24 protein-coding genes are annotated in these 25878 nt (G+C 73.8%); 16 read left to right on the forward strand and 8 right to left on the reverse strand.

All coding sequences use genetic code 11. The annotated features are described in order from the left end of the window. Positions 1-5: 5 nt before the first annotated feature. Complete coding sequence (locus tag BS75_RS36965; protein WP_081983002.1) at positions 6-497, reverse strand: nitroreductase family deazaflavin-dependent oxidoreductase; 492 nt, start codon at positions 495-497, stop codon at positions 6-8. A 150-nt stretch (positions 498-647) separates the two neighbouring features. On the opposite strand from BS75_RS36965, the gene BS75_RS36970 reads away from it, so the two are divergent. Further along, complete coding sequence (locus tag BS75_RS36970) at positions 648-1349, forward strand: TetR/AcrR family transcriptional regulator (RefSeq protein WP_042437858.1); 702 nt, start codon at positions 648-650, stop codon at positions 1347-1349. 19 nt (positions 1350-1368) lie between these two features. Here the strand turns inward: BS75_RS36970 and BS75_RS36975 are convergent, their stop codons facing one another. Together BS75_RS36975 and BS75_RS36980 are read right to left on the reverse strand one after the other, a co-directional pair. After that, positions 1369-1872, reverse strand: coding sequence for a PTS-dependent dihydroxyacetone kinase phosphotransferase subunit DhaM (locus tag BS75_RS36975; RefSeq protein WP_081983003.1), 504 nt, complete (start codon positions 1870-1872; stop codon positions 1369-1371). A gap of 42 nt (positions 1873-1914) precedes the next feature. Then, a complete protein-coding gene (locus BS75_RS36980; protein ID WP_042437857.1) occupies positions 1915-2553 on the reverse strand; it encodes a GNAT family N-acetyltransferase in 639 nt (212 codons plus the stop codon). 192 nt (positions 2554-2745) lie between these two features. Here BS75_RS36980 and BS75_RS36985 point away from each other — a divergent pair, with 192 nt between their 5' ends. The 7 genes from BS75_RS36985 (at position 2746) to BS75_RS37015 (ending at position 9472) form a co-directional block, all read left to right on the forward strand. Beyond that, positions 2746-3924, forward strand: coding sequence for an acyl-CoA dehydrogenase family protein (locus BS75_RS36985; RefSeq protein ID WP_034091341.1), 1179 nt, complete (start codon positions 2746-2748; stop codon positions 3922-3924). Positions 3925-4305: 381 nt separating this feature from the next. Continuing rightward, positions 4306-4830 carry a fluoride efflux transporter FluC gene (locus tag BS75_RS36990; RefSeq protein ID WP_042437884.1) on the forward strand — a complete coding sequence of 175 codons (525 nt, stop codon included), beginning with the start codon at positions 4306-4308 and terminating at the stop codon, positions 4828-4830. Next, entirely contained in the window at positions 4827-5279 is a 453-nt protein-coding gene (locus BS75_RS36995) for a DUF190 domain-containing protein (RefSeq protein ID WP_081983004.1), read from the forward strand. Before BS75_RS36990 ends, BS75_RS36995 begins: the two co-directional genes overlap by 4 nt. Beyond that, positions 5279-5647 (forward strand): fluoride efflux transporter CrcB, encoded by a 369-nt coding sequence (crcB, locus tag BS75_RS37000; RefSeq protein WP_034091342.1) that lies wholly within the window; start codon positions 5279-5281, stop codon positions 5645-5647. Before BS75_RS36995 ends, crcB begins: the two co-directional genes overlap by 1 nt. Positions 5648-5748: 101 nt before the next feature. Then, positions 5749-6726 (forward strand): serine/threonine-protein kinase, encoded by a 978-nt coding sequence (locus tag BS75_RS37005; RefSeq protein WP_052070174.1) that lies wholly within the window; start codon positions 5749-5751, stop codon positions 6724-6726. Positions 6727-6794: 68 nt separating this feature from the next. Continuing rightward, a complete protein-coding gene (locus BS75_RS37010) occupies positions 6795-7904 on the forward strand; it encodes a nitronate monooxygenase (RefSeq protein ID WP_034091343.1) in 1110 nt (369 codons plus the stop codon). Beyond that, complete coding sequence (locus tag BS75_RS37015) at positions 7901-9472, forward strand: acyl-CoA synthetase (protein ID WP_034091344.1); 1572 nt, start codon at positions 7901-7903, stop codon at positions 9470-9472. Before BS75_RS37010 ends, BS75_RS37015 begins: the two co-directional genes overlap by 4 nt. A 57-nt stretch (positions 9473-9529) precedes the next feature. Here BS75_RS37015 and BS75_RS37020 read toward each other — a convergent pair whose 3' ends face one another. Continuing rightward, the gene (locus BS75_RS37020; RefSeq protein WP_081983005.1) at positions 9530-10411 is read right to left on the reverse strand and encodes a chitosanase; all 882 of its coding nucleotides are present in this window, start codon (positions 10409-10411) and stop codon (positions 9530-9532) included. Between the two features lie 296 nt (positions 10412-10707). Here BS75_RS37020 and BS75_RS37025 point away from each other — a divergent pair, with 296 nt between their 5' ends. After that, positions 10708-11274, forward strand: coding sequence for a DJ-1/PfpI family protein (locus tag BS75_RS37025; protein WP_034091346.1), 567 nt, complete (start codon positions 10708-10710; stop codon positions 11272-11274). A gap of 16 nt (positions 11275-11290) precedes the next feature. On the opposite strand, the gene BS75_RS37030 is transcribed toward BS75_RS37025, so the two are convergent. Beyond that, a complete protein-coding gene (locus BS75_RS37030; RefSeq protein WP_034091347.1) occupies positions 11291-12733 on the reverse strand; it encodes a glycoside hydrolase family 47 protein in 1443 nt (480 codons plus the stop codon). Positions 12734-12867: 134 nt separating this feature from the next. Here BS75_RS37030 and BS75_RS37035 point away from each other — a divergent pair, with 134 nt between their 5' ends. Next, on the forward strand, positions 12868-13650 hold the full coding sequence (locus BS75_RS37035) for an FAD:protein FMN transferase (protein WP_034091348.1): 783 nt from the start codon (positions 12868-12870) through the stop codon (positions 13648-13650). A 19-nt stretch (positions 13651-13669) separates the two neighbouring features. On the opposite strand, the gene BS75_RS37040 is transcribed toward BS75_RS37035, so the two are convergent. After that, entirely contained in the window at positions 13670-15028 is a 1359-nt protein-coding gene (locus tag BS75_RS37040; protein WP_034091349.1) for an NAD(P)/FAD-dependent oxidoreductase, read from the reverse strand. A 157-nt stretch (positions 15029-15185) separates the two neighbouring features. On the opposite strand from BS75_RS37040, the gene BS75_RS37045 reads away from it, so the two are divergent. The 5 genes from BS75_RS37045 to BS75_RS37065 all read left to right on the forward strand — a co-directional run bounded on the left by BS75_RS37045 (position 15186) and on the right by BS75_RS37065 (position 19561). Further along, positions 15186-15944: a HipA family kinase gene (locus tag BS75_RS37045; RefSeq protein WP_034091350.1), complete on the forward strand. Its 759-nt coding sequence runs from the start codon at positions 15186-15188 to the stop codon at positions 15942-15944. Beyond that, positions 15941-16324 (forward strand): DUF3037 domain-containing protein, encoded by a 384-nt coding sequence (locus BS75_RS37050; RefSeq protein WP_034091351.1) that lies wholly within the window; start codon positions 15941-15943, stop codon positions 16322-16324. The genes BS75_RS37045 and BS75_RS37050 overlap by 4 nt, the downstream gene beginning before the upstream one ends. Before the next feature lie 38 nt (positions 16325-16362). Further along, positions 16363-16827, forward strand: a complete 465-nt coding sequence (locus tag BS75_RS37055) for a MarR family winged helix-turn-helix transcriptional regulator (protein WP_034091352.1) — start codon at positions 16363-16365, stop codon at positions 16825-16827. 92 nt (positions 16828-16919) lie between these two features. Continuing rightward, a complete protein-coding gene (gene purB, locus BS75_RS37060; protein ID WP_034091353.1) occupies positions 16920-18359 on the forward strand; it encodes an adenylosuccinate lyase in 1440 nt (479 codons plus the stop codon). Positions 18360-18535: 176 nt separating this feature from the next. Next, positions 18536-19561, forward strand: coding sequence for a terpene synthase family protein (locus BS75_RS37065; protein ID WP_034091354.1), 1026 nt, complete (start codon positions 18536-18538; stop codon positions 19559-19561). A gap of 19 nt (positions 19562-19580) precedes the next feature. On the opposite strand, the gene BS75_RS37070 is transcribed toward BS75_RS37065, so the two are convergent. Then, positions 19581-20342: a class I SAM-dependent methyltransferase gene (locus tag BS75_RS37070; protein ID WP_034091355.1), complete on the reverse strand. Its 762-nt coding sequence runs from the start codon at positions 20340-20342 to the stop codon at positions 19581-19583. A gap of 71 nt (positions 20343-20413) precedes the next feature. After that, positions 20414-22807, reverse strand: a complete 2394-nt coding sequence (locus BS75_RS37075; RefSeq protein ID WP_063771486.1) for a terpene synthase family protein — start codon at positions 22805-22807, stop codon at positions 20414-20416. 270 nt (positions 22808-23077) lie between these two features. Between BS75_RS37075 and BS75_RS37080 the strand changes: the two genes are divergently transcribed. Continuing rightward, positions 23078-25849, forward strand: coding sequence for an ATP-binding protein (locus BS75_RS37080; protein WP_052440051.1), 2772 nt, complete (start codon positions 23078-23080; stop codon positions 25847-25849). The last annotated feature ends 29 nt before the right edge of the window (positions 25850-25878 follow it).

Below are 25878 nucleotides of genomic sequence, written 5' to 3' on the forward strand. Positions count from 1 at the left end.
GGGGGCTACTTCGCGGCGACGCGGAAGACCGGGAAGCCGGGCGCGATCTCGGTGAGCCGGCTGTCGGGGGACTTGGCGGTCACGTCCTCGAAGAACATCCCGACCTCCCAGCCCCACTTGCGCAGGTACTCGCGCAGGATCGGGGTCTTCTCGGCGTCGGCGACCTCGACGGCGGTGAAGGGCTCGGCCTTCCGGCCGAGCCGCAGCTCGCCGCCGCCGACGACGCGCATGTTGCGCACCCACTGGGTGTGGCCGCGCGGGGCGACCAGGTAGCGCTCGCCGTCCAGGACCAGCAGGTTGACCGGGGTGGTCCGCCACTCGCCGCTCTTGCGTCCGCGGACGGCGAGGGTGCGCGAGCCCATCACGCTGATGCCGAACCGGTCGAGCCCCTTGATCAGCCGGCGGCTGAGCCGGTCGCCGAGGGCGACGAGGGTGCCGGTCGGGGTGACCAGCCGGAGCGGCGCGGGGGCGGGCTGCGGGGCGATGGGCTCGGACATGTCGACTCCTGGCTGAGCTGAGTGAGCGGAGATCCGGTTCGAGAGCAGTGCTCTCGTTCTCCTGCTACGACTATGACCCTCCCCCGGGGTCAAGTCAAGAGCAGTGCTCTCGAATGTTGCCAGTGCTCTTGAATGTGGCAGACTGGTGCCATGGCAGCGATCAGAACCGCACGGGAGCGGGCCCGGGACGAACTCACCCGCGAGATCAAGGCGGAGGCCCGGCGGCAGCTGGCCGCCGACGGCGCCCAGCGGCTCTCCCTGCGCGCCGTCGCCCGGGAGCTGGGCATGGTCTCCTCGGCCCTCTACCGCTACTACCCCAGCCGCGACGAGCTGCTCACCGCACTGATCATCGACGCCTACGACGCGCTCGGCGAGCAGGTGGAGCAGGCCGTGGCGGCGGTGCCCGACCCCGGCGGCGCCCGGGCCCGCTGGCTCGCCCTCTGCGCCTCGGCCCGCGCCTGGGCCCGGAGCTCGCCGCACGAGTTCGCGCTGATCTACGGCACTCCGGTGCCCGGCTACGTGGCACCGCAGGAGACCGTGGGACCGGCCGCCCGGGTGGCCATGGTGCTGGTCGCGCTGCTGGTGGACGCGGGTCCGGGGGCCGTCGGGCCGGGCCGCCGGCCGCCGGGCGGCGCGCTCGCGGAGCAGCTGGCGGCCGTGGCCGAGCAGATCGCCCCGGGGCTCGACCCCGGGCTGCTCGCCCGTGGGATCGCCGCGCTGGCCCAGCTGATCGGGCTGGTCAGCTTCGAACTGTTCGGCCAGCTGGTCGGCTCCGCCGAGCCTGCCGACCACCTCTTCGACTACTCCGCCGAGGTCCTGGCCGACACCCTCGGCCTGCCGGATCCGCGCTGACCGCCCCGGCCCGCGCCGGTCAGAGCTTGTGGACCCGGTAGCCGTCCTCGGCGGCCTCGACCACCGCGGCCAGGTCGCCGCCGGTGGCGGCGGTCGCCACGGCCACCACCGCGCCCTCCACGAAGGGCGCGTCGGCCAGCCGGACCGGGAACGGCAGCCCGTGCGCCTCGGCGTCGGCCAGCAGCCGCTGCACCGCCTCCACCGCGCCGTTGAGGTCGGCCAGCACGGCCACCCCCATGCCCTGGTCCACCGCGCGGGCGGCGGTGACGATCCGGGCCGCACTGGTGCCGACCTCGCCGTCCAGGGTGCCGCCGGCCGTCGCCACCGGGCCCGGGTCGCCGGTCCCCAGCAGCGTCACCGCCAGCCTGGCCACGGCCTCCGCCAGCTCCTGGGTGTGCGCCACCAGCACCACCCCGACCCGGTCGAGCGCCGGCAGCGGCACCGCCCGCAGCGCGGGGGAGTCGGCGGCGTCCGGCTCGTCCGCCGCCGGACGCAGCGTCACGACCCGTGCCACGCCGCCCATGTCTGCTGCTCCCCACGTCGAATGCGGTTGGACCAGGTCGAACTATCCCATAGCGGTGCCCGCTGCCGTGCCTGCGACTCGGCCGCCCGCGGCCCCTTCCAGCGCCCCGGCCAGGTAGGCCGCGCGGTCGAGGATCCAGACCAGGTTGCGGCCGGACTCGGCGGGGGTCTCGATCTCGTTCTGCTCGACCCGGTCCAGGGCGAAGCCGAGCCGTCGGGCCACGGCCGCGCTGCGGAGGTTGTTCTCGTCGCAGTGGATCTCCACCTGCTCGATCCCGGGCAGGTCGAAGGCGGCGCGGGTCAGCGCCGCCGCGGCCTGTGCGGCCACGCCGCGGCCGACCAGGGCGGAGGCGATCCAGTAGCCGATCTCGATGATGCCGGGGCCTGTCCGGCCGTGCAGCCCGCAGCCGCCCAGTACCTGCTCCGGGTCGTCGGCGGCGGTCAGGGCGAAGCCGAACTGCTCGCCGGACTCCCAGGCGGTTCCGGCCTCGACCCGCTTGCGGGCCGTCTCCTCCAGGCTCGGCGCCTGCTGGGCCCAGGGCAGCCAGGTGCGCAGGTGGTCCAGGTCGGTGAGGACGGCGGCGTTGAACGCGGCGTCGTCGATCAGCGAACGGCGGCGCAGCACCAGGCCGCAGGGGAGGGGGATGAGCTCGGGCGGGGTCGACTGCGCTGACTGGTCCATGCCGGGATCCTCCTACGGCCCGGGCGGCCCGGCCAAACCCATTTCCGGCCCCGGCCCCGGCCCCGGCGGCCCCCGGGCGCCCCGGTGCCTTCCCCCTGGGTAGAACGTGTTCTACCGTAGCTGCCTGACGGACCGTCAGCACTCTGCCGCCGGTCCGCCCGTACCTGTCCGTACGCGACCTGGAGGTCCGCCGTGCACCTGGACTACACGCCGGAGCAGCAGCGGCTGCGCACCGAACTGCGGGCCTACTTCGCCGAGCTGATGCCGCCCGAGGCGCACGGCCGGCTGAACGACCCCAAGCAGCAGAAGACCTTCTACCGCGCCGTCAACCGCCGCCTCGGCGCGGACCGCTGGCTCGGGGTCGGCTGGCCGGCCGAGTACGGCGGGCGCGGGATGAGCCCGGTCGACCAGTTCATCTTCTTCGACGAGGCCGCCCAGGCCGGGGTGCCGCTGCCGATCATGGCGCTGAACACCGTCGGCCCCTCGATCATGGCCTTCGGCACCGACGAGCAGAAGGGGTACTTCCTGCCCCGGATCCTGGCCGGCGAGCTGGACATCGCCATCGGCTACTCCGAGCCGGACGCCGGCACCGACCTCGCGGCGCTGAAGACCCGCGCCGTGCTCGACGGCGACTCCTACGTCGTCAACGGCCAGAAGATCTGGACCACCAACGGCGACACCGCCGACTGGGTCTGGCTCGCGGTCCGGACCGACCCCGAGGCGCCACCGCACAAGGGCATCAGCATCCTGCTGGTGGACACCACCGACCCGGGCTACTCGACCACCCTGATCCGGACCCTGGCCGGACACGACACCACGGCCAGCTACTACCAGGACGTCCGGGTCCCGGTCGGCCGCCGGGTGGGCGCGGAGAACCAGGGCTGGCGGCTGATCACCAACCAGCTCAACCACGAGCGGGTCACCCTCGCCGCCCACGCCACCATGGCCAACCGGGCGCTGGACGAGGTCCGCGCCTGGGCCGCCGCGACCGAGCTCTCCGACGGCCGCCGGGTGGTCGACCTGCCCTGGGTCCGCCAGCGGCTGGCCCGCACCCACACCCGGCTGGACGCCGTGAAGCTGCTCAACTGGCAGATGGTCGACGCGGTCCGGCGCGGCGCGCTGACCCCGCAGGACGCCTCGGCGGTCAAGGTCTACGGCAGCGAGGCGCGCCGGGACGCCTACGCCTGGCTGATGGAGGTGGTCGGCGCGGCCGGCCCGCTGAAGGAGGGCTCCGCCGGAGCGGTCCTCCAGGGCAACCTGGAACGCGGCTACCGCAGCGCCGTGATCTTCACCTTCGGCGGCGGCAACAACGAGATCCAGCGCGAGATCATCTCCTGGATCGGCCTCGGCATGCCGCGCGTCCGGCGGTAGCGCGGGGGATCCGACGGGGTGCGTGGGCCGTCCGGCGCGGGGACCGCTATCCTCGTGACTACGGCGGAGGGGCTCGCCGTCAACCGCGACCGGGCGACCGGTCGCCAACGGTCCCTACCTGGCGGTCGCCTGTCCGGCGACCCGGACGACACAGGTAGGAGAGACATGCCCCGATCACAGCACCTGCGGCCCGGCCGCCCCGGGCGGGCCCCTGCCTTCCGGAGGGCCGATGCCCGGACGTGACCCAGCAGGGGGGCAGGTCCGCGCCGACCTTTCCCCCGGCCAGCCCCTGCCCGTCGACCCGGCCCCGGACCGGGGCCCCGACGACCCGGCCCCGGCCCCGGCTCCGGCCCGGCCCCGGCCCCGACTCCGGCCCCGGACGTGTCGCAGGCGCAGCGAGCCCGGCGGCAGTGGGACGTGCCGGCGGTCGTCGCCCTCGGCGGCGGACTGGGCAGCGTGGCGCGCTACGGGCTCGCCCGCGCCTGGCCCACCCCGGCCGGCGGCTTCCCCTGGGCGACCTTCACCACCAACGTCCTGGGCAGCCTGGCCCTCGGGCTGCTGATGGTCTACGTGATCGAGGTCTGGCCGCCCTCGCGCTACCGGCGCCCCTTCATCGGGGTCGGCATCATCGGCGGCTTCACCACCTTCTCCACCTGGATGAGCGAGAGCCGGGGGCTGATCGCCACCGGGCACCTCGCCCTCGCCGACGCCTACGCGCTGACCAGCCTGGTCGCCGGCCTGGCCGCGGTCTGGAGCGGCATCGCCCTGGCCCGGCGGCTGTCCGGGCTGCCGGTGCGGCGCGGCCCCAGCCGCCGCAGCCAGGCCGGGCGCACCGCGACCGCCGCCGCGGCTGCGGCCGCCGCCGCCGCCGCCGAGGACCGATCCGCCGAAGGAGCACCGCGATGACCCCGCACCTGCACCGGCACCGGGCCGACGCCCCTGAACCCGGCCCCGGTTCCGAAGCCGTTCCCGGGCCCGGCGTGCGTGCGGAACTGCACGGCCGGGCGCTGCGCCTGACCGTCCATCTGGCCGACGGCGAGCAGTACCACCACCGTCCCGTCTACAGCGAGATCGTGCACCGGGCGCACCGGGCCGGGCTGGCCGGGGCGAGCGTCTTCCGGGGGATGGAGGGCTTCGGCCGCACCGCCCGGGCGATCCACACCACCCGGCTGCTCGACCTGGCCGACAACCTGCCGCTGCTGGTGGTGATCATCGACACGCCGGAGCGGATCCAGGCCTTCCTGCCCGAGCTGCGCGAGGTCAGCCCGCACAGCCTGGTCACCGTGGAGGAGGTCGGGCTGGTCCCGCCCGCCGACCCCGCCGCTCCGTCGCCGTCCCCCCGGAGGAACCGCTGATGCCCGTCCTGATGGTCTTTCTCGGCGGCATGATCGGGGCCCCGGTGCGCTTCCTGACCGACAGGTTCGTCCAGTCCCGCCACGACGGCGTCTTTCCCTGGGGCACCTTCGCCATCAACGTCTCCGGCGCCTTCATCCTCGGCGCCGTCGGCGCCGGCGTCGCCCACCACCACCTGGGGGCGAACGTCAGCCTGCTGCTGGGCACCGGCTTCTGCGGCGGCCTGACCACCTTCTCGACCTTCTCCTTCGAGACCGTACGGCTGATGGAGGACGGCTCGCTGGCCGAGGCCGGGCTGAACGTCGTCGGCAGCCTGGCCTTCGGGCTGGGGGCGGCGGCCCTCGGCTTCGCCCTCGTCGGCTGGCTGTGACCGGACCGCTCCGCACCCCCTTCGGAGCCGTGGCCGTACCCTGATCGGGAAAGGGGGGCGGCGGCGCAGGGGATCGGACATGTGCCCGCCACAATCGGACGGTGGAGCAAGGAACACTGATCCAGAACCGGTACCGGCTGATCGGCCTGCTGGGCCGGGGCGGTATGGGGGAGGTCTGGCGGGCCGAGGACGAGGCGCTGGGGCGCAATGTCGCGGTCAAGTGCCTGCGGGCCGGTGTGGCCGTGCACGACCCCAAGCAGGCCGAGCTGCAGCGCGAGCGGTTCCGGCGCGAGGCCCGGGTCGCGGCCGGACTGCAGCACCCCGGCATCACCGTGGTCCACGACTTCGGCGAGTCGGACGGGGTGCTGTTCCTGGTGATGGAGCTGGTGGACGGCCGCGACCTGGGCCAGATCCTGGACGACAGCCCGGGGCGGCGGCTGTCCGTGGACGCGGCCGTCAACACCGCCCGGCAGATCGCCTCGGCCCTGGCCTACACCCACGCCCGCAATGTGATCCACCGCGACCTCAAGCCGCCGAACCTGATCCGCACCAGGGACGGGGGGTTGAAGATCTGCGACTTCGGGATCGCCCGGCTCGGCGGCGGCGTCGGCATCACCGCCCGCTTCGGGGACGGCAGTCCGGTCGGCACGCCGTGCTACATGTCCCCGGAGCAGATCGACGGCAGCGACCTCGACGCCCGCAGCGACCTCTACTCCTTCGGCTGCGTGCTCTACGAACTGCTGATCGGGCACCCGCCGTTCTCGGTCGGTGACCCGCTGTTCATCATGCTGGACCACCGCGACACCCCGCCCCGGCCGCCGCGCGAGCTGCGCCCGGAGATCCCGGAGCCGCTGGCGCGGATCGTGCTGGACCTGCTGGCCAAGCGGCCGGAGGACCGGCCGGCGGACGCCATGGCGGTGCTGCGCAGCCTCAACCCGGTGGCCGCGACGCTGCGTGCCCGCCCGGCCGAACTGCCGGACTGGGCCCGGGGGATGGGTCCGGTCCCGGTCTCGCTGCTGCGGCTCGCGCCGGAGCTGCGGAGCGTCTCCGAGCTGACCCGCAGCTGGCCCCGCGGCTGACGGACTGAATCTGACTATCAGTCAGATAATCTCTTCCGGTCTGGCGACCGCTGCGTCATGCTGCCGCCATGAGGACGGAACTCAGCGAACGGCTCGGTATCGAGCACGCCATCTTCGGCTTCACGCCCTTCCCGGCCGTGGCCGCCGCGATCACCAGGGCCGGCGGACTCGGCGTCCTCGGGGCCGTCCGCTACGGCGCGGCCGAGGAGCTGGCCAAGGACCTCGACTGGATGGACGCCCATGTCGGCGGCCTGCCCTACGGGGTCGACGTGGTGATGCCGGCCCGCAAGGTCGAGAACGTCACCGTCGCCGACGTCGAGGCGATGATCCCCGAGGGGCACCGCGCCTTCGTCCGGGAGACCCTGGCCCGCTACGGCGTCCCGGAACTGCCCGAGGGGCAGCGGGCCGGCTGGCGGATCACCGGCTGGATGGAGGAGGTCGCCCGCTCCCACGCCGACGTCGCCCTCGAACACCCGATCAGCCTGCTGGCCAGCGCGCTGGGCCCGCCGCCCGCCGACATCATCGACCGCGCCCACGCCGCCGGGGTGCCGGTCGCGGCGCTGGCCGGCAGCGCCCGGCACGCCCGGCGCCACGCCGAGGCGGGCGTCGACATCGTGGTCGCCCAGGGCCACGAGGCCGGCGGCCACACCGGCGAGATCGGCACCATGGTGCTGGTCCCCGAGATCGTCTCCGCCGTCTCCCCGCTGCCGGTGCTCGCGGCCGGCGGCATCGGCAGCGGCGCCCAGGCCGCCGCCGGGCTCGCCCTCGGCGCCCAGGGGGTCTGGCTCGGATCGGTCTGGCTCACCGTCACCGAGTCCGAGCTCGCCTCGCCGGTGCTGCGGGCCAAGCTGCTCGCGGCCGGCTCCGGCGACACCGTCCGCTCCCGCTCGCTCACCGGCAAGCCCGCCCGGCAGCTGCGCACCGAGTGGACCGACGCCTGGGACGCCGCGGACGGCCCGGGCACCCTGCCGATGCCGCTCCAGGGCCTGCTGGTGGCCGACGCCCTCAGCCGGATCCAGACCTATGAGGCGCCGGAGCTGATCGGCACCCCGGTCGGGCAGATCGTCGGCCAGATGTCCGCGGAGCGGCCGGTCGCGGCCGTGGTGGACGAACTCACCCGGGGCTTCGAAGACGCCGTCGCCCGACTCGAACGGATCGCAGGGAGGGCTCACCGATGAACGACACCGGATCCACCGCCCCCGCCGTCGGCTTCTGGGCCCAGGCCGCCGCCGACCCCGGCCGGCCCGCGCTGGTCGCCCCCGACGGCACCCCCTGGACCGCGGGCGAGCTGCTGGCCGACGCCAACCGGCTGGTGCACGGGCTGCGCGAGGCCGGGCTCGGGCGGGGCGACGCCTTCGCGGTGGTCCTGCCCAACGGCCCGGAGCTGGTCACCGCCTTCCTCGCGGCGACCCAGGCCGGCTTCTACCTGGTCCCGGTCAACCACCACCTGGTGGGCCCGGAGATCGCCTGGATCGTCGCCGACAGCGGCGCCAAGGTGCTGATCGCCCACGCCCGCTACGCCGAGGCGGTCACCGCCGCCGCCGACGGGGCCGGACTGCCCAAGGAGCACCGCTACGCGGTGGGCGAGCTGCCCGGCTTCCGGCCCTGGGCGGAGCTGCTGGCGGACCGCTCCGCCGACACCCCGGAGGCCCGGACCGCCGGCTGGGTGATGAACTACACCTCCGGCACCACCGGCCGTCCGCGCGGCATCCGCCGTCCACTGCCCGGGATCCCGCCCGAACACCCGGGCCTCGGCGGCTTCCTGGGCATCTTCGGGATCCGCGCGGGCGGGGACGACGTCCACCTGGTCTGCTCGCCGCTCTACCACACGGCGGTGCTCCAGTTCGCCGGCGCCTCGCTGCACCTGGGCCACCCGGTGGTGCTGATGGACCGGTGGACGCCGGAGGAGATGCTGCGGCTGATGGACCGTCACCGGATCACCGATACCCATATGGTGCCCACCCAGTTCCACCGGCTGCTGGCGCTGCCGGCCGAGGTCCGCGCCCGCTACGACGTCTCCGCCATGCGGCACGCCATCCACGGCGCCGCCCCCTGCCCGGAGCACGTGAAGCGGGCGATGATCGACTGGTGGGGCGAGTGCGTCGAGGAGTACTACGCGGCCAGTGAGGGCGGCGGCACCTACGCCACCGCCCGGGAGTGGCTGGAGCGCCCCGGCACGGTCGGCCGGCCCTGGCCGATCAGCGAGATCGCGGTGCTGGACGAGGCCGGCGAGCCGCTGCCCAGCGGTGAACTCGGCACCGTCTACCTGAAGATGAACACCGGTGGCTTCAGCTACCACAAGGACGAGGAGAAGACCCGGCAGAGCCGGGTCGGCGGCTTCTTCACCGTCGGCGACCTGGGCTACCTGGACGCGGACGGCTACCTCTACCTCCGGGACCGCAAGATCGACATGATCATCTCGGGCGGGGTGAACATCTACCCGGCCGAGGTGGAGTCCGCGCTGCTGGCCCACCCGGCGGTGGCCGACGCCGCCGCCTTCGGCATCCCCAACGACGACTGGGGCGAGGAGGTCAAGGCCGTGGTGGAGCCGGTGCCGGACCACGTTCCGGGCCCCGGGCCGGAGTTGGCGGCGGAGATCCTGGCCCACTGCGAGCGGCTGCTGGCGAAGTACAAGTGCCCGCGCTCGGTGGACTTCGTGGTGGAGCTGCCCCGCGACCCCAACGGCAAGCTCTACAAGCGCCGGCTGCGCGACCCCTACTGGGAGGGCCGGACCCGGCAGGTGTGAACCTGCCGGGCCGGGCCCGAGGCCGGCGGAGCCGACGTCAGCTCGGCTGACGTCCACTCACACCGGGCTGCCGGAGCTGCGCTTGGGGATGGTGAAGTCGAAGTCGGCGCCGACCTTCAGCGGCAGCGGCAGGGTCCACTCACCGGCCGAGGCCATCGCCTGGAGCGCCTGCACCCGGTCGACCGACGAGGGCCAGTCGGACTTGCGGCCGGGGGTCTTCGGGTTCTTCAGGTGGGCCGTGCGGACCACGTTGAACTGGGCCAGCCAGGTGTGCTCGTTGACGCCGGTGGCCGGGGTGCCGCCCTCGTCCTTGGTGGTCTCGGCGGCCAGCACCAGCAGCCCGTCCGGGCTGTCCGGGGCGCCGTCCGGGCCCATCTCCACGGCGGTGTCGAAGAAGTCGGCCACCCCGAGCGCGGTGGTCAGGCCGACCTTCTTGGCCTCGGCCAGCGCCGGGTCCAGGTAGTAGGTGTGTGCCTGCTCGAACTGGGCCTGGATGAACACCGGGTCCTTGGCGGCCTTCTGCCAGGCGGCGACGAATCCGCTGAGGCCGGTGTGGGCGTCGCTGCCGGCGTCGGCGAGCTTCTTCAGCGCCGGCAGGTAGCTCGCCAGCGGGTTGTTGGGCTCCTGGGAGTCGTAGTAGCTGACCAGGTTGACGTCGTCGCTGGTCTGGGTGCAGAAGCCGATGTAGCCGGCGGTGTAGCCGCAGCCGTCGTTGTAGTCCTCGATGTCGGCGAACCCGCTGGTGATGTCGCCGTTCTCGAAGACGTTGGTGATCTCGTCGACGGCGTACTGCTGGTCGGTGCTGAGGCTGAGGGTGGCGGCGGCGGCCTTGGCCGCGGCCGGGCGGGCGGCGGCGTTGGCGGGGACCAGGGAGGCGGTCCCGATCCCGGCTGCCATGACCATGACAGCAGTACAGGCGGCGCGTGTGCGGAGGCTCATCAGCGGGGGTTGCCCTTCGCGTGGGGAAGTCGGCGACTCTCGTTAGGAAAGCTTCCTAACGAGGTTTCATCAAGCTTCGTCCGCTGTCGGATTCCTGTCAAGAGTCTGGACGGGGCGCGGATCCGACCGGGTGCCGTGCCGCTGCTGCCCGTTCCGCCGCTGCCCGGAAGCAGTCGGCGCGGGAGCGTGTAAGCCTGGTCCGAGCGTGGCAGGAAGCAGGCAGTCAGCAGTAGGTGCACGCAGTAGGTGCACCCGGCAAGGACCGAGAGCGACGGACGAAGGGTTGGCCCCGGACCATGGCAGCAAGGATCCTGATCATCACCGGCGACGCGGCGGAGTCACTGGAGGTCCTCTACCCCTACCAGCGGCTCCGGGAGGAGGGCTACGAGGTCCACCTCGCCGCGCCGCAGCGCCGCACGCTGCAGTTCGTCGTCCACGACTTCGTCGACGGCTTCGACACCTACACCGAGAAGCCCGGCTACACCTGGCCCGCCGACATCGCCTTCGCCGACGTCGACCCGGCGGAGTACGCCGCCGTGGTGATCCCCGGCGGCCGGGCCCCCGAGTACCTGCGCAACAACGCCGAGGTGCAGCGGATCGTCCGGCACTTCTTCGAGTCGGACAAGCCGGTCGCGCAGATCTGCCACGGTCCGCTGATCACCGCCGCGACCGGCAGCCTGAGCGGCCGCCGCAGTGCCGCCTACCCCGCCCTGGCCCCGGACGTCCTCGCGGCCGGCGGCGACTTCGTGGACAGCGAGGCGGTGGTGGACGGCGTGCTGGTCTCCGCCCGCGCCTGGCCGGACCACCCGGCCTGGATGCGCGCCTTCCTGGAGGTGCTGCGGAGCAAGGCGCCGGTGCAGTAGTCGCCCGGACGGGGGATCAGCCGGGCAGCAGGCCCCGGAGCACCTTGCCCTCGGTGGACAGCAGGCCGCGGCGGTAGTCGAAGCGCGGCGTGCCGGAGAACATCAGCCACAGGTACTTGAGGTTCTCCGCGAACCAGTAGGCCGGGGTCAGGTCGCCCGGCTGCATCCCCCGCACCGTCACATCGCCGCAGACGGTGTAGCCGCCGGCCACCCGCTGGCTCTCCGCCATCGAGCGGAACCAGCGGTAGGCCGTCTGCCGGTAGTACCCGTCCCCGGTGATCCGCCACAGGTCGAAGGCCGAGTTGGGGTACTCGGGCCGCAGTTGGTTGCCCCGGTCGACGGCGGCCAGGTCGGTGTAGTCCAGGGTCTCCGGCAGTACCGGGTGCCGGTCCAGCGCGGCCGTCCAGGAGCGGTAGTAGTCGGCGCCGGTCTGCAGGAAGCCGCCCTTGCCGAGCAGTCCGGCGTAGAAGGCCGCGAGTTCGGACTGTCGGGGCGGGCCGACCGGGCGGCCGGTCCGGTGGTCCACCGAGCGGAACCAGAGCAGGCCGTCGGCCCGCACCGACTGCCGGGCCAGCACCGGCCTGGTCAGCAACTGGAACCAGTCCGTCAGTTGACGGTTCTTCAGCAGTGCTCCGCCGCCCCAGAGGTACTCGTAGAAGGAGTCCACCGGGGGATTGGGCGCGACCGAGGCCGGGTCGACCCAGCGCCCGGTCTCCGCGTTCAGCGAGGTGCCCAGCAGGTCGAGCGAGCTGCGCCGGTCCAGCACCGCCGTGTAGGCCCGCATCGAGGCGTCGAGGTAGCGGTCGTCCCCGGTCAGCCGGGACAGCTCGCCGAACTCCATCACGCTCGTCCCCGCCTGGGCCAGCGCCACCGTGGTGCCCTGTACCGCCCCGGTGCGCAGGTTGACCGTGGTGTACGGGATGCCGGTGGGGGAGCGGGTGAACGCGGGCAGCAGTCGGTCGGCGAACTCCCGGGCGCGCGCCAGCAGGCTGCCCCGGCCGGTCGCGTGGTAGCCCGCGACCAGCCCGCCGACCAGCCGGATCACCGCCTCGAAGACCTCGACCTCGGCGTCCTGGGCCGGGTCGAGGTGGGCCTCGATCCAGTCGCAGGACTCGGCCAGGTCGGTGTCCAGCCCCATCAGGTAGAGGGTGTCCAGGGCCTCGACGATGGACAGGCCGAAGGTCCGGCCCGGCGCGAAGAAGTCGTGGTGCCTGCCGCTGACCGGGCACACCTCGTCGTAGCCCCAGGCCGCGGCGGTGTAGCCGCGCCAGCCGTGCAGGAACTCCGTCCGTACTTCGGCGGCGATCCGGGCGCCGTCGGGGAGCGGCGCGGCGGCGGCGCGCGGCACGGCGACGGGGCGCGGCACGGCGGTGGCTCGGCCGGCGACGGCGGGGACCAGTGCGGCTCCGGCGGTGGCGGTGAGCAGCGAGCGGCGGGTGAAGGTGGAGTTCGGGCCCATGGTGTGTGGACGATAGTGTCGCGCTCACCGCGCAGCGCGGAGCCCGCCGTCCGGCGTGGCGCGGGTGAACCGGGGCTGAGCTGGGACGATGCTGTCCGTGGGGGACCACGGGTCACCCGTTGGGAGGACGGACCATGGCCGGAGCGGGGCTGCGCCACGCCGAGCAGGTGATGGGCACGGTGGTGTCCTTCGACATCCGGGACGCCGGCGCCGCGGGCGTCGACGCGGAGGCCGGGCTGCGCCGCGCCGTCGACTGGCTGCACCGGGTCGACCGGGTCTTCTCCACCTACCGCCCGGACAGCCAGATCAGCCGGCTGGGGCGGGGCGAGCTGGAGCTCGCCGACTGCGACCCGGAGGTCGCCGAGGTGCTGGAGCTGGGCGCGGCGGCCGAGCGGGACGGCGACGGCCGGTTCAGCGTCCGGGCCGGCGGGCTGCTCGACCCGTCCGGCGTGGTCAAGGGCTGGGCGGTGGAGCGGGCCTCGCGGATCCTGCGGGAGGCCGGCTCGCGGCGGCACTGCGTCAACGGCGGCGGGGACATCCAGACGGCGGGCGAGCCGGAACCGGGCCGTCCCTGGGGCCTCGCGGTCGCCCATCCGCTGCACCCGGGGGCCTTCGCGACCCTGGTCCGGGGACAGGACATCGCGCTGGCGACCTCCGGCACGGCCGAGCGCGGCGGGCACATCCTGGACCCGCGCACCGGCCGGCCGGTCGGCGGCAACCTGGCCTCGGTGACCGTGGTCGGCCGCTCGCTGACGGCGGTCGACATCGCGGCCACCACCGCCTTCGCCCTGGGCGCCCGGGCCAGGGACTGGCTGGAGGGGCGCCCAGGACTGGAGGGCTTCGCGGTGCTGGACGACGGCCGGGCCTGGTGGACACCGGGCTTCGGCGCCTACGCGCAGCTGCCGGAGCAGTCCTGAGGTCGCGTCGGCGCGGCTGCTACTGGCGGACGTTGAGCGAGGCCACGTGCTCCTTGATCTGTTCCTTCGTCAGATAGGTGTCGGTGTACTCGAAGTCCTTGAGCGTCGCGGGCCGCCGCAGCTGGAAGCCGGTGCGGACGAAGTCGTCGCCCGCGGTCGCGTTCAGCAGCCAGTTGGTCATCACCCGGACCTTGGCCACATTGGTCCGCAGCGCCATCAGGTGGTAGCCGCGGGCCACGCCCTGCGCGGCCACACCGGTGAGCTCGATGCCCATCGGCTTGGACACCGCCTGGGCGCCGCCGAGGTCCACCACCAGGCCCAGGTCCTTGTGGAAGTACGGCTGCATCGGCCCGCCCCGCAGCGCGGCGGCGACGTTGTCGGCGGCCACCTTGCCCTGCCGCTGGGCGTGCTGGGCGGTGGGCGGGCAGACCGCGCCGTCGCCCTTGGCCAGGTCGGGCACGGCGGCGGCGTCGCCCAGGGCGAACATCCCGTCGCACTGCGGGACGCTCATGTCGGCGGTGGTGGCCAGCCGCCCGCGCACGGTGTCGGCGTCCAGGGTGGCGATCAGCGGGCTGGCGGCGACGCCCGCCGTCCAGATCAGGGTCCGGCAGGGGATGTTCCGGCCGTCGGTGAGCTTCACCGAGGTGTCGGTGACCTCGGCCACGGACACGCCCAGCGACACCTCGATCCCGCGCCTGCGCAGCAGGTCCAGCGCGGTGCTGCCGAGCTTGTCGCCGAGCTCGGGCATCAGCTTGGGCGCGATGTCGACCAGGTGCCACTTGATCAGGTTGGGGTTGAGCCGCGGATAGCGCTTGATCGCGTAGCTGGTGACCCGCTGGAGGCAGGCGGCCGTCTCGGTGCCGGCGTAGCCGCCGCCGACGACCATGAACTGCAGCCGGGAGATCCGCTCGTCGCGGTCGGTCGCGGCGTCCGCGAGGTCGAGCTGGGAGATCACGTGGTCGCGCACGTACGCGGCCTCGGCCAGGGTCTTCATCCCGCGCGCGTGCTGCACCAGCCCGGGGATGTCGAAGGTGCGGGTGACACTGCCCGGGGCGAGCACGATGTAGTCGTAGTGCTCGTAGACGGTCTCGTCGGTGATCTTCTTGATCACGCAGACCTTCGCCCGGGGGTCGATGCCGATCGCCCCGCCCGGGATGATCCGGGTACGGTGCAGCATCCGGCGCAGCGAGACCGCCACCGACTGCGGGGTCAGCACCCCGGCCGCGACCTGCGGCAGCAACGGCAGGTAGAGCTCGTAGCTGAACGGGGCGACGATGGCGATGTCCGCCTCGCTCGGAGCGAGCCGGCGTTCGAGCCTCCGGGCGCACTCGACTCCGGCGAAACCGCCGCCGACCACCAGGATCCGAGGTCGTTCCATCGTTACCGTCCTCACAGGTTCTGATCGAAGGCTCTTCCCCCACACGCTCCTGCCCGCCACCCTTGCACGCACACCCCACCGCTGCCACTGCTGGAGCCACGGCTGTGCCGTACGGGTGCGGGCGGGCTCCGACGGGCCAATGGGTAGGGTGGGGGCCATGCTGCGTGAGGTACGGGCCGTCCGCTATGTGACAGCCCTTCGGGAGGGCGGGTCGCTGCCGGGACTGGTGGCGGCCGACGACGGAGCGCTCTATGTCGCCAAGTTCCGCGGCGCCGCCCAGGGCCGCAAGGCGCTGGTCGCGGAGGTGGTCGCGGGCGAGCTGGCGCGCCGGCTCGGCCTGCGCGTCCCCGAGCTGGTCCGGGCCGAGGTGGATCCGGTGATCGCGCTGGGCGAGCCCGAGCAGCAGGTCCAGGAGCTGGTGCAGGCCTCCGGCGGGACCAACCTCGGGATGGCCTTCCTCTCCCGGGCCTTCGGCTTCGACCCGCTGGCCTTCCCGGTCGACCCGCTGCTGGCCGGGCGGGTGGTCTGGTTCGACGCGCTGATCGGCAATGTCGACCGCTCCTGGCGCAACCCCAACCTGCTGGTCCGTCAGGGCGAGCTGTGGCTGATCGACCACGGCGCCAGTCTGATCTTCCACCACAACTGGCCCCGCGCCGCGGCCTCCGCGCGCCGCCCCTTCGACGCCGGCGACCATGCGCTGCTGCGCTTCGGCCCCCGGGTCGCGGCGGCCGACGCGGAGTTGGCCGGGCTGGTGACCGAGGCCCTGCTGGACGAGGTGCTGGCGCTGGTGCCGGAGCAGTGGCTGGCGGACGAGCCGGGCTTCGGCTCGGCGGACGAGGTACGGGCGGCGTACACCGCGCAGCTCGCCGAGCGGGTCGCCGGACCGCGCGACTGGTTGCCGGAGGTGGGCGCGTGAGCGGCCCGGTGGTGTTCGAGTACGCCCTGGTGCGGGTGGTGCCCCGGGTGGAGCGCGGCGAACAGTTGAACGCCGGAGTGCTGGTCTACTGCCGTCCGGCCGGACTGGTGCGGGCGCTGATCCTGCTGGACGAGGAGCGGCTGCTGGCGCTGGACCCGGAGGCCGACGTCGCCGCGGTGCGCAGCGCGCTGGGCGCGGTCGCCGCGGTCTGCGCCGGCGGCGGTGCGGCCGGCCAGGCGGGCGAGGACGACCCGGGTCGCCGCTTCCGCTGGCTGACCGCCCCGCGCAGCACCGTGGTCCAGCCGGGGCCCGTGCACTGCGGACTGACGACGGATCCGGAGGGCGAGGCGGCGCGGCTGCTGGAGCAGTTCGTGCGCTGACGGCGTCCGGGCGACGGCCCGGCGGTTAGCATGGGCGGATGACAGTACTGTCCGAGGGCGCCGCGGAAGCCAGGGCCCAGGGGTGGCGGGCGCTGGCCGCGCTGCACGCCCGGATCGAGGGCGAGATCGAGCGCGCGCTGCAGTCCGCGCACGCGCTGAGCGTCAGCGAGTACTCGGTCCTGGACGTGCTCTCCCGGCAGGACACCTGGCACATGCGGATGCAGCAGCTGTCGGCGGCCGTGGTGCTCAGCCAGAGCGCGACCACCCGGCTGGTGGCCCGGCTGGAGGAGGACGGGCTGCTCACCCGGTACCTCTGCGCGACCGATCGGCGCGGCATCTTCACCGAGGTCACCGCCGCCGGCCAGGAGCGGCTGGCGCAGGCCCGGCCGACCCACGACGCGGCGCTGCGCCGGGCGCTCTCCGCCGCCGAGGAGGTCCCCGAGCTGGCCCCGCTGGTGCGCGCCCTGGACGCCGCCTGCGGCGCGGTGCCCGCGGCCGGCTGAGCCCGCGACCGGCCGAGCCTTCGTCCGGTCGAGCCTTCGTCCGGTCGAGCCGCCGACCGGGCGGTGAGCGGCTCCGACCTGGACTGTTAGGCTTGCGAAGCGTGAGCGCGAAGCCGAATATCCCCGATGTCCTGGCCGCCCGATACGCCTCCGGCGAGCTGACCCGACTGTGGTCCCCCGAACACAAGGTCGTACTGGAGCGGCAGCTCTGGCTGGCCGTCCTCAAGGCGCAGGCCGACCTGGGGATCGACGTGCCCGAAGGAGCCGTCGCCGACTACGAGCGCGTCGTCGACCAGGTCGACCTGGCGTCCATCGCCGCCCGTGAGCGGATCACCCGGCACGATGTGAAGGCCCGCATCGAGGAGTTCAGCGACCTCGCCGGGCACGAGCAGATCCACAAGGGCATGACCTCGCGGGACCTCACCGAGAACGTCGAGCAGCTGCAGGTGCTCCAGTCGCTGGAGCACGTCCGCGACCGCACGGTGGCGCTGCTGGTCCGGCTGGCGACCCTCGCCGCCGAGCACAGCGAGCTGGTCATGACCGGCCGCTCGCACAATGTCGCCGCCCAGGCCACCACCCTCGGCAAGCGCTTCGCCTCGGCCGCCGACGAGATCCTGGTCGCCTTCCAGCGGCTGGAGGAGCTGATCGCCCGTTACCCGCTGCGCGGGATCAAGGGCCCGGTCGGCACCTCCCAGGACATGCTCGACCTGCTCGGCGGCGACCAGGACAAGCTGGCCGAGCTGGAGAGCCGGGTCGCCGGGCACCTCGGCTTCCGGCAGGGCTTCACCAGCGTCGGCCAGGTCTACCCGCGCTCGCTCGACTACGACGTGCTCTCCGCGCTGGTCCAGCTCGCCGCCGGACCGAGCAGCCTGGCCAAGACCATCCGGCTGATGGCCGGCATCGAGCTGGTCACCGAGGGCTTCAAGGAGGGCCAGGTCGGCTCCTCCGCCATGCCGCACAAGATGAACACCCGCTCCTGCGAGCGGGTCAACGGCCTCGCGGTGATCCTGCGCGGCTACGCCTCGATGGTCTCCGAGCTCGGCGGCGACCAGTGGAACGAGGGCGACGTCTCCTGCTCGGTGGTCCGCCGGGTCGCGCTCCCCGACGCCTTCTTCGCCTTCGACGGCCTGCTGGAGACCTTCCTCACCGTCCTCGACGAGTTCGGCGCCTTCCCCGCCGTGATCGCCGCCGAACTCGACCGCTACCTGCCGTTCCTCGGCACCACCAAGGTGCTGATGGCGGCGGTCCGGTCCGGTGTCGGCCGGGAGACCGCGCACGAGGCGATCAAGGAGCACGCGGTCGCCTCGGCGCTGGCGATGCGGGCCGGGGTCCGCGAGAACCAGCTGCTGGACCGGCTGGCGGCCGACGAGCGGATCCCGCTCGACCGGGCCGGCCTGGACGCGCTGCTGGCCGACAAGCTGTCCTTCACCGGTGCGGCGGCCGCCCAGGTCGCCGAGGTCGTCCGCCGGGTCGGCGAGGTCGCCGCGGCCCACCCCGAGGCCGCGAAGTACACCCCGGGCGCCATCCTCTGACCTCCGGCGCAGCCGCTCGCGGTGGAGCGACCGGTGGCTCGAACGTGTGAATAGGGTGCTCCGCTCCGCCGGGGCTGCCGGGATCCGGCGGCCCCGGGCCCGATGATCGACGGACCCGTCCCCGCGCTCCGCGCGGTGGGCGGGTCCTTCGCCTGCCCGGCCCCGAGGAGCCCGCCGTGATCCCCACCGCCACCCCGGTCACCCCACTGCCCGGGACGGGACTGCCGCTGTCGCTCGCGCTGCCGACCGGGCGGCTGCCCGCGCCGCACGACCACCCCCGGCGGCAGCAGGTCAGGGCGGAGCACGACAGCTGGTTCCGGGCGCGGATGGCCGGGGTCGGGCTCCCCGCCGAGCAGCGGCTGTTCGGCCAGTGCGAGGGCGTCAGCCTGATGTGCCGGGTGCTGCCCGACGCCGACGCCGACCGACTGCTCGGCATCTGCCTCGCCGCCTCCGTGCTGTTCCTGCTGGACGACGTCACCGACGGCGACTCCGCCGAGACCTCCCGCGCCGACCAGTACCTCGCCGCACTGGCTGGCGGCTCGGTCGCGGCCACCGGCTCGGCGCACCTCCGGCTGTTCTCGCAGACCCTGGCCCGGGTCCGGCAGGGCGTGTCGCCGCGGCTGTGGGCCCGCTTCACGGCCGGCTTCGCCGAGGTGGTGCGGACCGCCGCCGCCAAGTCGGCCGTGCCGGTCCCCGACTACGCCGGCTATCTCGCGGTCCGCCGCGCCGACGCCGCCTTCGACCTGGTCGGCGTCGCCATCGAGCACGGCCTCGGCCTGGAGCTCGACCTCGACCCCGCGCTCCTCGACGGCCTCCACGACGCCTGCTTCGAACACACCATCCTGGTCAACGACCTGCTCTCCTACCGCAAGGAGTACGCCGCCGACGAGCCGATGAACGCGATCGGCGTCCTCCGGCGCACCCGGGGGCTCGGCCTCCAGGCCGCCGTCGACGAGCTCTGCGCCCGGCTCGCGGCGGCCGAGGCGGCGTACTTCGCCGAGGCCGAGGCGCTGCGCGCGGCCCACGCGGACCGGCAGCCGGCGCTGGGCCGGTACCTGGACGCCTGGGCGCAGATGCTCAGCGGCAACCTGGCCTGGTCCCTGGCCTGCCCGCGCTACCACGGCCCCGGCGGCGGCTGGACCGAGGGCGTGCCCGACCGGATGGTGCTCTACCCGGACCGGACGGAGTTCGCGCGCGGCTGACGGCGGCGCGGACCGGGCGTCAGACCGGCTTGCGGGCCTCGATCAGGAACCGGGTGGTGTGCGCGACGAAGGACCCGTCGGCCTGGATCTGCTGGTGCAGCGCCCGCAGCTGCGGCCGGTACTGCTCGACGGTGAAGCCGGGGACCATCCAGATCACCTTGCGGAGGAAGTAGACCACCGCGCCGATGTCCAGGAACTCGGTGCGCAGCTGCTCGAAGCGCAGGTCGGTGACGGTGAGTCCGGCGGCCTCGGCCGCCGCCCGCGCGTCGTCCGGGTGCCGGCCGCGCCGGACGGCGGCCGGCAGCGGGCCGAGGAAGTACTCGACCAGCTCGAAGACGCTGGCCGGACCGACCTGCTGGGAGAAGTAGCTGCCGCCGGGCTGCAGCACCCGGGCGATCTCGGTCCACCGGGTGGCCACCGGATGGCGGCTGACGACCAGGTCGAAGGCGTCCTCGGCGAAGGGCAGCGGCAGCTCCTCCGACTCGGCCACGACCGCCACGCCCAGCGGGTGCAGCAGCCGGGTGGCCTTGGCGATGTTCGGCGGCCAGGACTCGGTGGCGACCGTCAGCGCGGGCAGCCGGGGGACGCCGGCCAGCACCTCGCCGCCGCCGGTCTGCAGGTCGAGCGCGGCCCGGGCCAGACCCATCCGCTCGCCCATCGCGGCGGCGTAGCCCCAGCTGGGGCGCTGCTCGGTGGCGCGGCCGTCGAGCCAGGAGAAGTCCCAGCCGTCGACGGACACCGTGTCGGCCTCGGTGACCAGGTCGTCGAAGGTGCGTGACATGCCGCCATCCTGGCACCGCGTTCGGGGCGGGGCCACCGGATTTCCGGTCGGCCCCGCCCCGAACGGCCAGGTCAGCGCGGGCCGACCGGGGCGGGGGCCGGCTGCCAGAAGCGGACGGCCGAGGTGCCGAGCGAGGCGCCGAACTCCGAGGCGCCGAACTCCGGGGCGGCGGGAGCCGGGATGCCGAGGGCCGACAGGCCGAGCCCGGGCGACGGGGGCGCCTCGTAGACCCGGCGGAGGGTGGCCTCGTCGTAGCGGAAGCAGTCGCGGTGCCAGACCAGGATCCCGGCGAGCCAGTTGCGCAGCTCCTGGGCGTAGCCGTCCAGGGTCAGCCGGGCCTCGGCCGAGAGGTCGAAGTCCTCGTACATCACCGGGAACTCGAACTCGATCACGTGCTCGAACTGACGGACCCGGGAGGCCATCAGGTCGTTGACGATGCGGAGCGCCTGGAACCGGTCGCAGTCGAAGAACTGCTCCACCACCAGCACCCCGTTGTGGAGCTCGCCCTCGTACTGGATCTCCTTCTGGTACGAGAACATGTCGTTGAGCAGGCAGGCGGCGTCCGCCGCGGCGTTCTCCATGGCGGTCAGCGGCCGGGAGCGGTAGACCTCCGGCGGCACGGTCCGGCCGTGGCCGATCCGGCACAGACTCATCGTCAGGTCCGAGCCGAAGGTCCGGCGGCGCATCTCGATGTAGTCGACCGGGTCGGGCACCCGGTTCTCCTTCTGGTTGGCCAGCTCCCACAGCCAGCTGTCGATCATCACCTCGACGGTGGTCCGGAAGGCGGCCCGGGCCTCCGGGCCCATCGGTCCGGCGGTGCGGGTCCACAGGTCGGACAGCCCGCGCTCCAACCCGTTGGCCGGGAGCAGCGCGGGGACCAGGTCGAGCGGCATGAAGCCGAGCAGCCGCTCGTTGCACAGTTTGGCGGCGGCCTGGTCGGGGCTGCGGCCGAAGACGACCGGATAGTAGTCGTCGGCGTAGGTCCCCCAGGCCAGCCAGCCGGAGGTGACGTCCAGCTCCTCGGCGGCGGCGTCGGGGTGGATCCCGGCCGCGCACAGCGGCAGGTCGATGTCGCGCAGCCGCCGTTCGTCCCAGACCTGCGGGACGTCGTCGAAGATGCCGACCCGCCGGGCCCAGTCGACGAGGTGCTCCCGGGCGAGGTCGAGGTGCGGGTTGAGCTCCACCGTGAACGGCAGGTAGAACTCGGGCAGCGGCAGGTGGCCCACCGGCGTGAACGGGACGTGGGTGTGCTTGCGGAGGGCGAGGTCCACCCCGGCCGGCAGCCCGGCGGGGCCGGCCGGCTCCGCCGCCAGGGCCGGGACCGAGGCCAGCGAGGCGGCGAGCCGCGCGGCCGAGGTGCCCAGGCCCAAGGGGCCGTCCAGCAGCCGTCCGAGCGCGGCGGCCCCGTCCGGGAGGGCGGCCCCGTCCGGGAGGACCGCCCCGGCGGCGGAGGGGAGCACCGCTGCGCCCGGGCCGCCGCCGTTCATGTAGCGGCTGGAGCGCAGGTGCCACTCGTGGCCGCCCGACTGCCAGTCCTGGAGGCCCCGGACATAGGTCATGACGTCCAGACAGGACTTGGGGTCCAGGCCGTGCTCGGCGAAGAGCGGCGGCAGTTCGGTGAACACGGTGTGCTCGAACTGCTGCAGCCGGGAGGTGAGCAGGTCGTTGACCGACTCGGCCGCCTCCTGGGTGGTGCAGCCCAGGAACTCCTCCAGCACCAGCACCCCGTTGGAGAGTTCGCCCTCCTCCTCCACCTCGCGCTGGTAGGAGAAGAGGTCGTTCCGCAGGTGGACCGCGTCCGCGAAGGTGTCCCTGAGCACCAGCAGCGGACGGCTGGCCGAGACCTCGGCCGGGACCTCCGCGCCCACGGCGTGCTCGACCAGCCCGGCCGACCAGGGCGCGCCGCCGACCTTGCGGCGCATCTCGATGTACTCGACCGGGTTGGCGATCCGGCCCTCGTTGATGTTGTCGAGCTCCCAGAGGGACTCGTCCAGCAGGTGCTCGGTGCTCTCGATGAAGCGGCTGCGCCAGCCCGGCGACATCCCCGGCGCGGTCCGCGCCCACAGGTCGGCGAGGCCGGCCTCGACCTGGTTGGTCGGCTCCAGCGCGGGGGCGCCGCCGTCGGCCGGCATGAAGGCGGACAGCCGGTCGAGGTAGGCCTTGGCGCCGGCCATGTCCTTGCTGCGCTTGTAGATGTCCAGGAAGTGGTCGTCGAAGAAGAAGACCCACACGTACCAGTCGGTGACCAGGGCGAGCTCGGCGGCGTCGCACTCGGGGTGGGTGTACGCGCAGAGCAGCGCGTAGTCGTGCGCGTCGAAGGCGCGCTCGTCCCAGATGCCCGAGCCCTCGATCATCGTCATCTCGCGTGCCCACGCCTTGGAGTGGGTACGGGCGCTCTCCAGATGGGGGTTCAGCCGCGCTGGGTACGGCATGTAGAACTCGGGGAGCTCGAACGGCTGCGGCATCGGCTGCCAGGCCTTTCCTGTGAGGGAGCGCCCGGTCGGGCGCGTCGGTCGGCGTCAAGGCAGGGGGACCGGTGCGGTCCGGTGATCTCTGTTCAGCAACACGTTAGGTCCGGTCCACCCGGTTGGAGCCCAACCCCGGTCGCTCTCCCTCGAATTGGTGAATCCGTCGGCAGGGCGGATTCGAACCCGGAAATGCGGGCATGGGCAGCGGTCACTCCGTCAACTGCGGGAACACCACTGCGATGCAGGTCAAAGCGGTAGGGTGCGTGGATGGCAGCACACCGGACCGCCAGTAGTGGACTGCTGGAGCGCGGGCGCGAACTCAGGATCCTCGGCGAGGCGTTGGACAGCCTCGCGGCCGACGGCCCGGCCGCGGGCATCGCCGAGCGGCTGCTGGTCTTCACCGGCGCGGCCGGCCTCGGCAAGACCAGCATGGTCGCCGAGGTGCAGACCCAGGCCGAGCAGCGCGGACTGCTGGTGCTGTCCTCGCGCGGCGGCGAGCAGGAGCAGCGGTCGGCCTTCCACGTCGTCCGGAGCCTGCTGCGACCGCTGCTGGCCCAGGTCGACGCGGAGGGGCAGCGCGCCCTCCTCGGCAGCTGGTACGAGATCGTCGCGGGCGCCGTCGGCCTCGGCACGGAGGGGGACTCCGGCTCCGCCCCGCCGGACCCCCAGGGTGTCCGCGACGGGCTGGACTGGGTGGTCACCAACCTGGCGGTCTCCCGCGGGCCGCTGGTGCTGACACTGGACGACGCCCACTGGGCCGACGCCGAGTCGCTGGCCTGGCTGGCCTCCTTCGCCGCCCGGGTCGAGGGGCTGCCGCTGCTGCTGGTGTTCGCCTACCGGCCGAACGAGATGCCGGCCGGCGCCGAGGCGTTCGTCGCGCTCCCGGGCCGCAGCGGCGTCAGCCCGCTGGGGCTGTCCGCGCTCACCCCGGAGGCCGTCGGCGAGCTGGTCCGCACCATGTACCGGACCGAGCCGGGGGAGGAGCCCGCCGCCGAGGTCGCGGCCGCTGACCCGGCGGGCGGCCCCGTGGTCGAGGACGCCTTCTGCCGCGAGGCCTGGGCGGTCACCGGCGGCAACCCGTTCGAGACGGTGGAACTCGTCGCCAAGGCCCGTGAACTCGGGCTGCCGCCGGACGGGACGGCCTGTCCGCAACTGCGCGAGCTCGCCTCGGCGACCAAGGGCAGCGGCCTGGTCGCCAGGCTGGAGCGGCTCGGCACCCGTGCGGTCCGGCTCGCCTGGTCGGTCGCGATCCTCGGCATCCAGACGCCGCTGGAGCTGGCCGCCGCCCTGGCCGGACTGACCCGGTCCGAGGCCGTCGAGGCGGCCGGGCAGCTGCGCGCGGCCCGAATACTGACGGGGTCCCAGATCCTGGAGTTCGTCCACCCGTTGATCGCGACGACGGTCTACCGGGGGATTGCCGAGGAGCTCCGTACCGAGCTGCACGAGCAGGCCGGCTGGGCGGTGCTGAACGCCGGCCTCGGCCCGATCGCGGCGGCCCGGCACTGGCTGGAGGTGCCGCCGCGCGGCAATGCCGCCGTGGTCGAGCAGCTGCGCTTCGCCGCACGCCAGTTCATGAACGCCGGGGCGCCCGAGTCGGCCCAGCGCTGCCTCAGTCGGGCGGTGGAGGAGCCGCCGCCGCTCGACCAGCGGGCCTGGGTGCTGTTCGAACTCGGCCACTCGACCCTGCTCTACGACCCCGCCGCGACCGTCGGCCACCTGCGCGCCGCCCTGGACCAGCCCGGCCTCCCGCTGGAGCTGCGGGAGAACATCGCGGTCTGGCTCGCCCAGTCGCTGTCCCACAGCAACCATCTGAAGGAGGGCGCCGAGGTGGTCGCGGCGGCCGCCGAGACGGCCGGCTCGGCGGCGGCCTGGCTGCGGTTCCAGGTGTGGAACCTGATGTGGTGCGCCTTCGACGCCGACGAGGAGGGCTCACCGGCCCGCTCCGCCCGGCTCGCGGAGCTGGCCCGGCGGGTCGAGGACGACATCGCCGGGACGGCCGTCGGCAGCGTCGCCGGGACCGGGGACTCGGTCGCCGGCCGGTACGTCCTGGGGCTGCGGGCCTGGGACGCGGTGGTGCGCGGCGAGCCCAAGGAGACCGTGCTCCACTACGCCGACCTGGCCCTCGACGGCGGGCTCAGCTGGACCGACCCGGAGTGGGCCTTCGAGGTGCCGGTGCTCGCCGCCCTCACCTACATGTACTGCGACCGGGTCGACCGTTACGAGGCGCTCTTCGCCAAGGGGATCGCCGAGTTCGAGGACGCCGGCTGGCGCGGCGCCCACCTCGCCTTCGGCCACACCATCCTCGGCTACGCCCGCTACCGCACCGGCAACCTCGCCGAGGCGGAGGAGAGTGCCCGGCTCGGCCTCGACATAGCCAACCGCGTCGGCCCCGGCCTCCCGGTCCACTGGTTCGCGGTCGGGACGCTGATCACGATCCTGGTCGCGCGCGGCGGCGCGGACGAGGCGGCGGCGCTCGCCCGGCGCTACGACTTCCACGCCCCCTACTCGGCGGCCGTGGTCTTCCCGGACTCCCCGACCGTGCTCGGCGGACTGCTGTACGCCCTCGGCGACCAGGCCGGCGCGGTCCGGGAGTTCACCGCCGCCGGCGCCCGGCTGGACGCCCGGGAGATGCGCAACCCCGGCTGGTGCGGCTGGCAGCAGGGACTGGCGTCCGCGCACGCGGCCGAGGGCCGGCTCGACACCGCCCGCGCCGTCGCGGCGGAGGCGCTGCTCCGGGCGGAAGGTTTCGGCACCGACTCGGCGGTCGGCACGGCCCTGCGCTGCAGCGCCGAGCTGGCCGAGGGGGAGGCCCGAGTCGACCTGCTGACCCGTGCGGTGGAACGGCTGGAGCGCTGCTCCGCCCCGTACGAGCTGAGCCGGGCCGCCCTCGACCTCGGACGGGCCCTGGGCGCCGCCGGTCGGGCCGAGGAGGCCGAGGCGCAGCTCGGCCGCGCGGCGGAGCTGGCGGCGGCCTGCGCCGCCGACGTCGTGGCCGACGAGGCACGGCGGGAGCTGGCGGAACTCCTCGCGTCCGGCTGACGGCTGACGGCTGACGGTCTCGGGAGCGC

It is taken from the genome of Streptacidiphilus albus JL83, from assembly GCF_000744705.1.
Lineage (GTDB): Bacteria > Actinomycetota > Actinomycetes > Streptomycetales > Streptomycetaceae > Streptacidiphilus > Streptacidiphilus albus.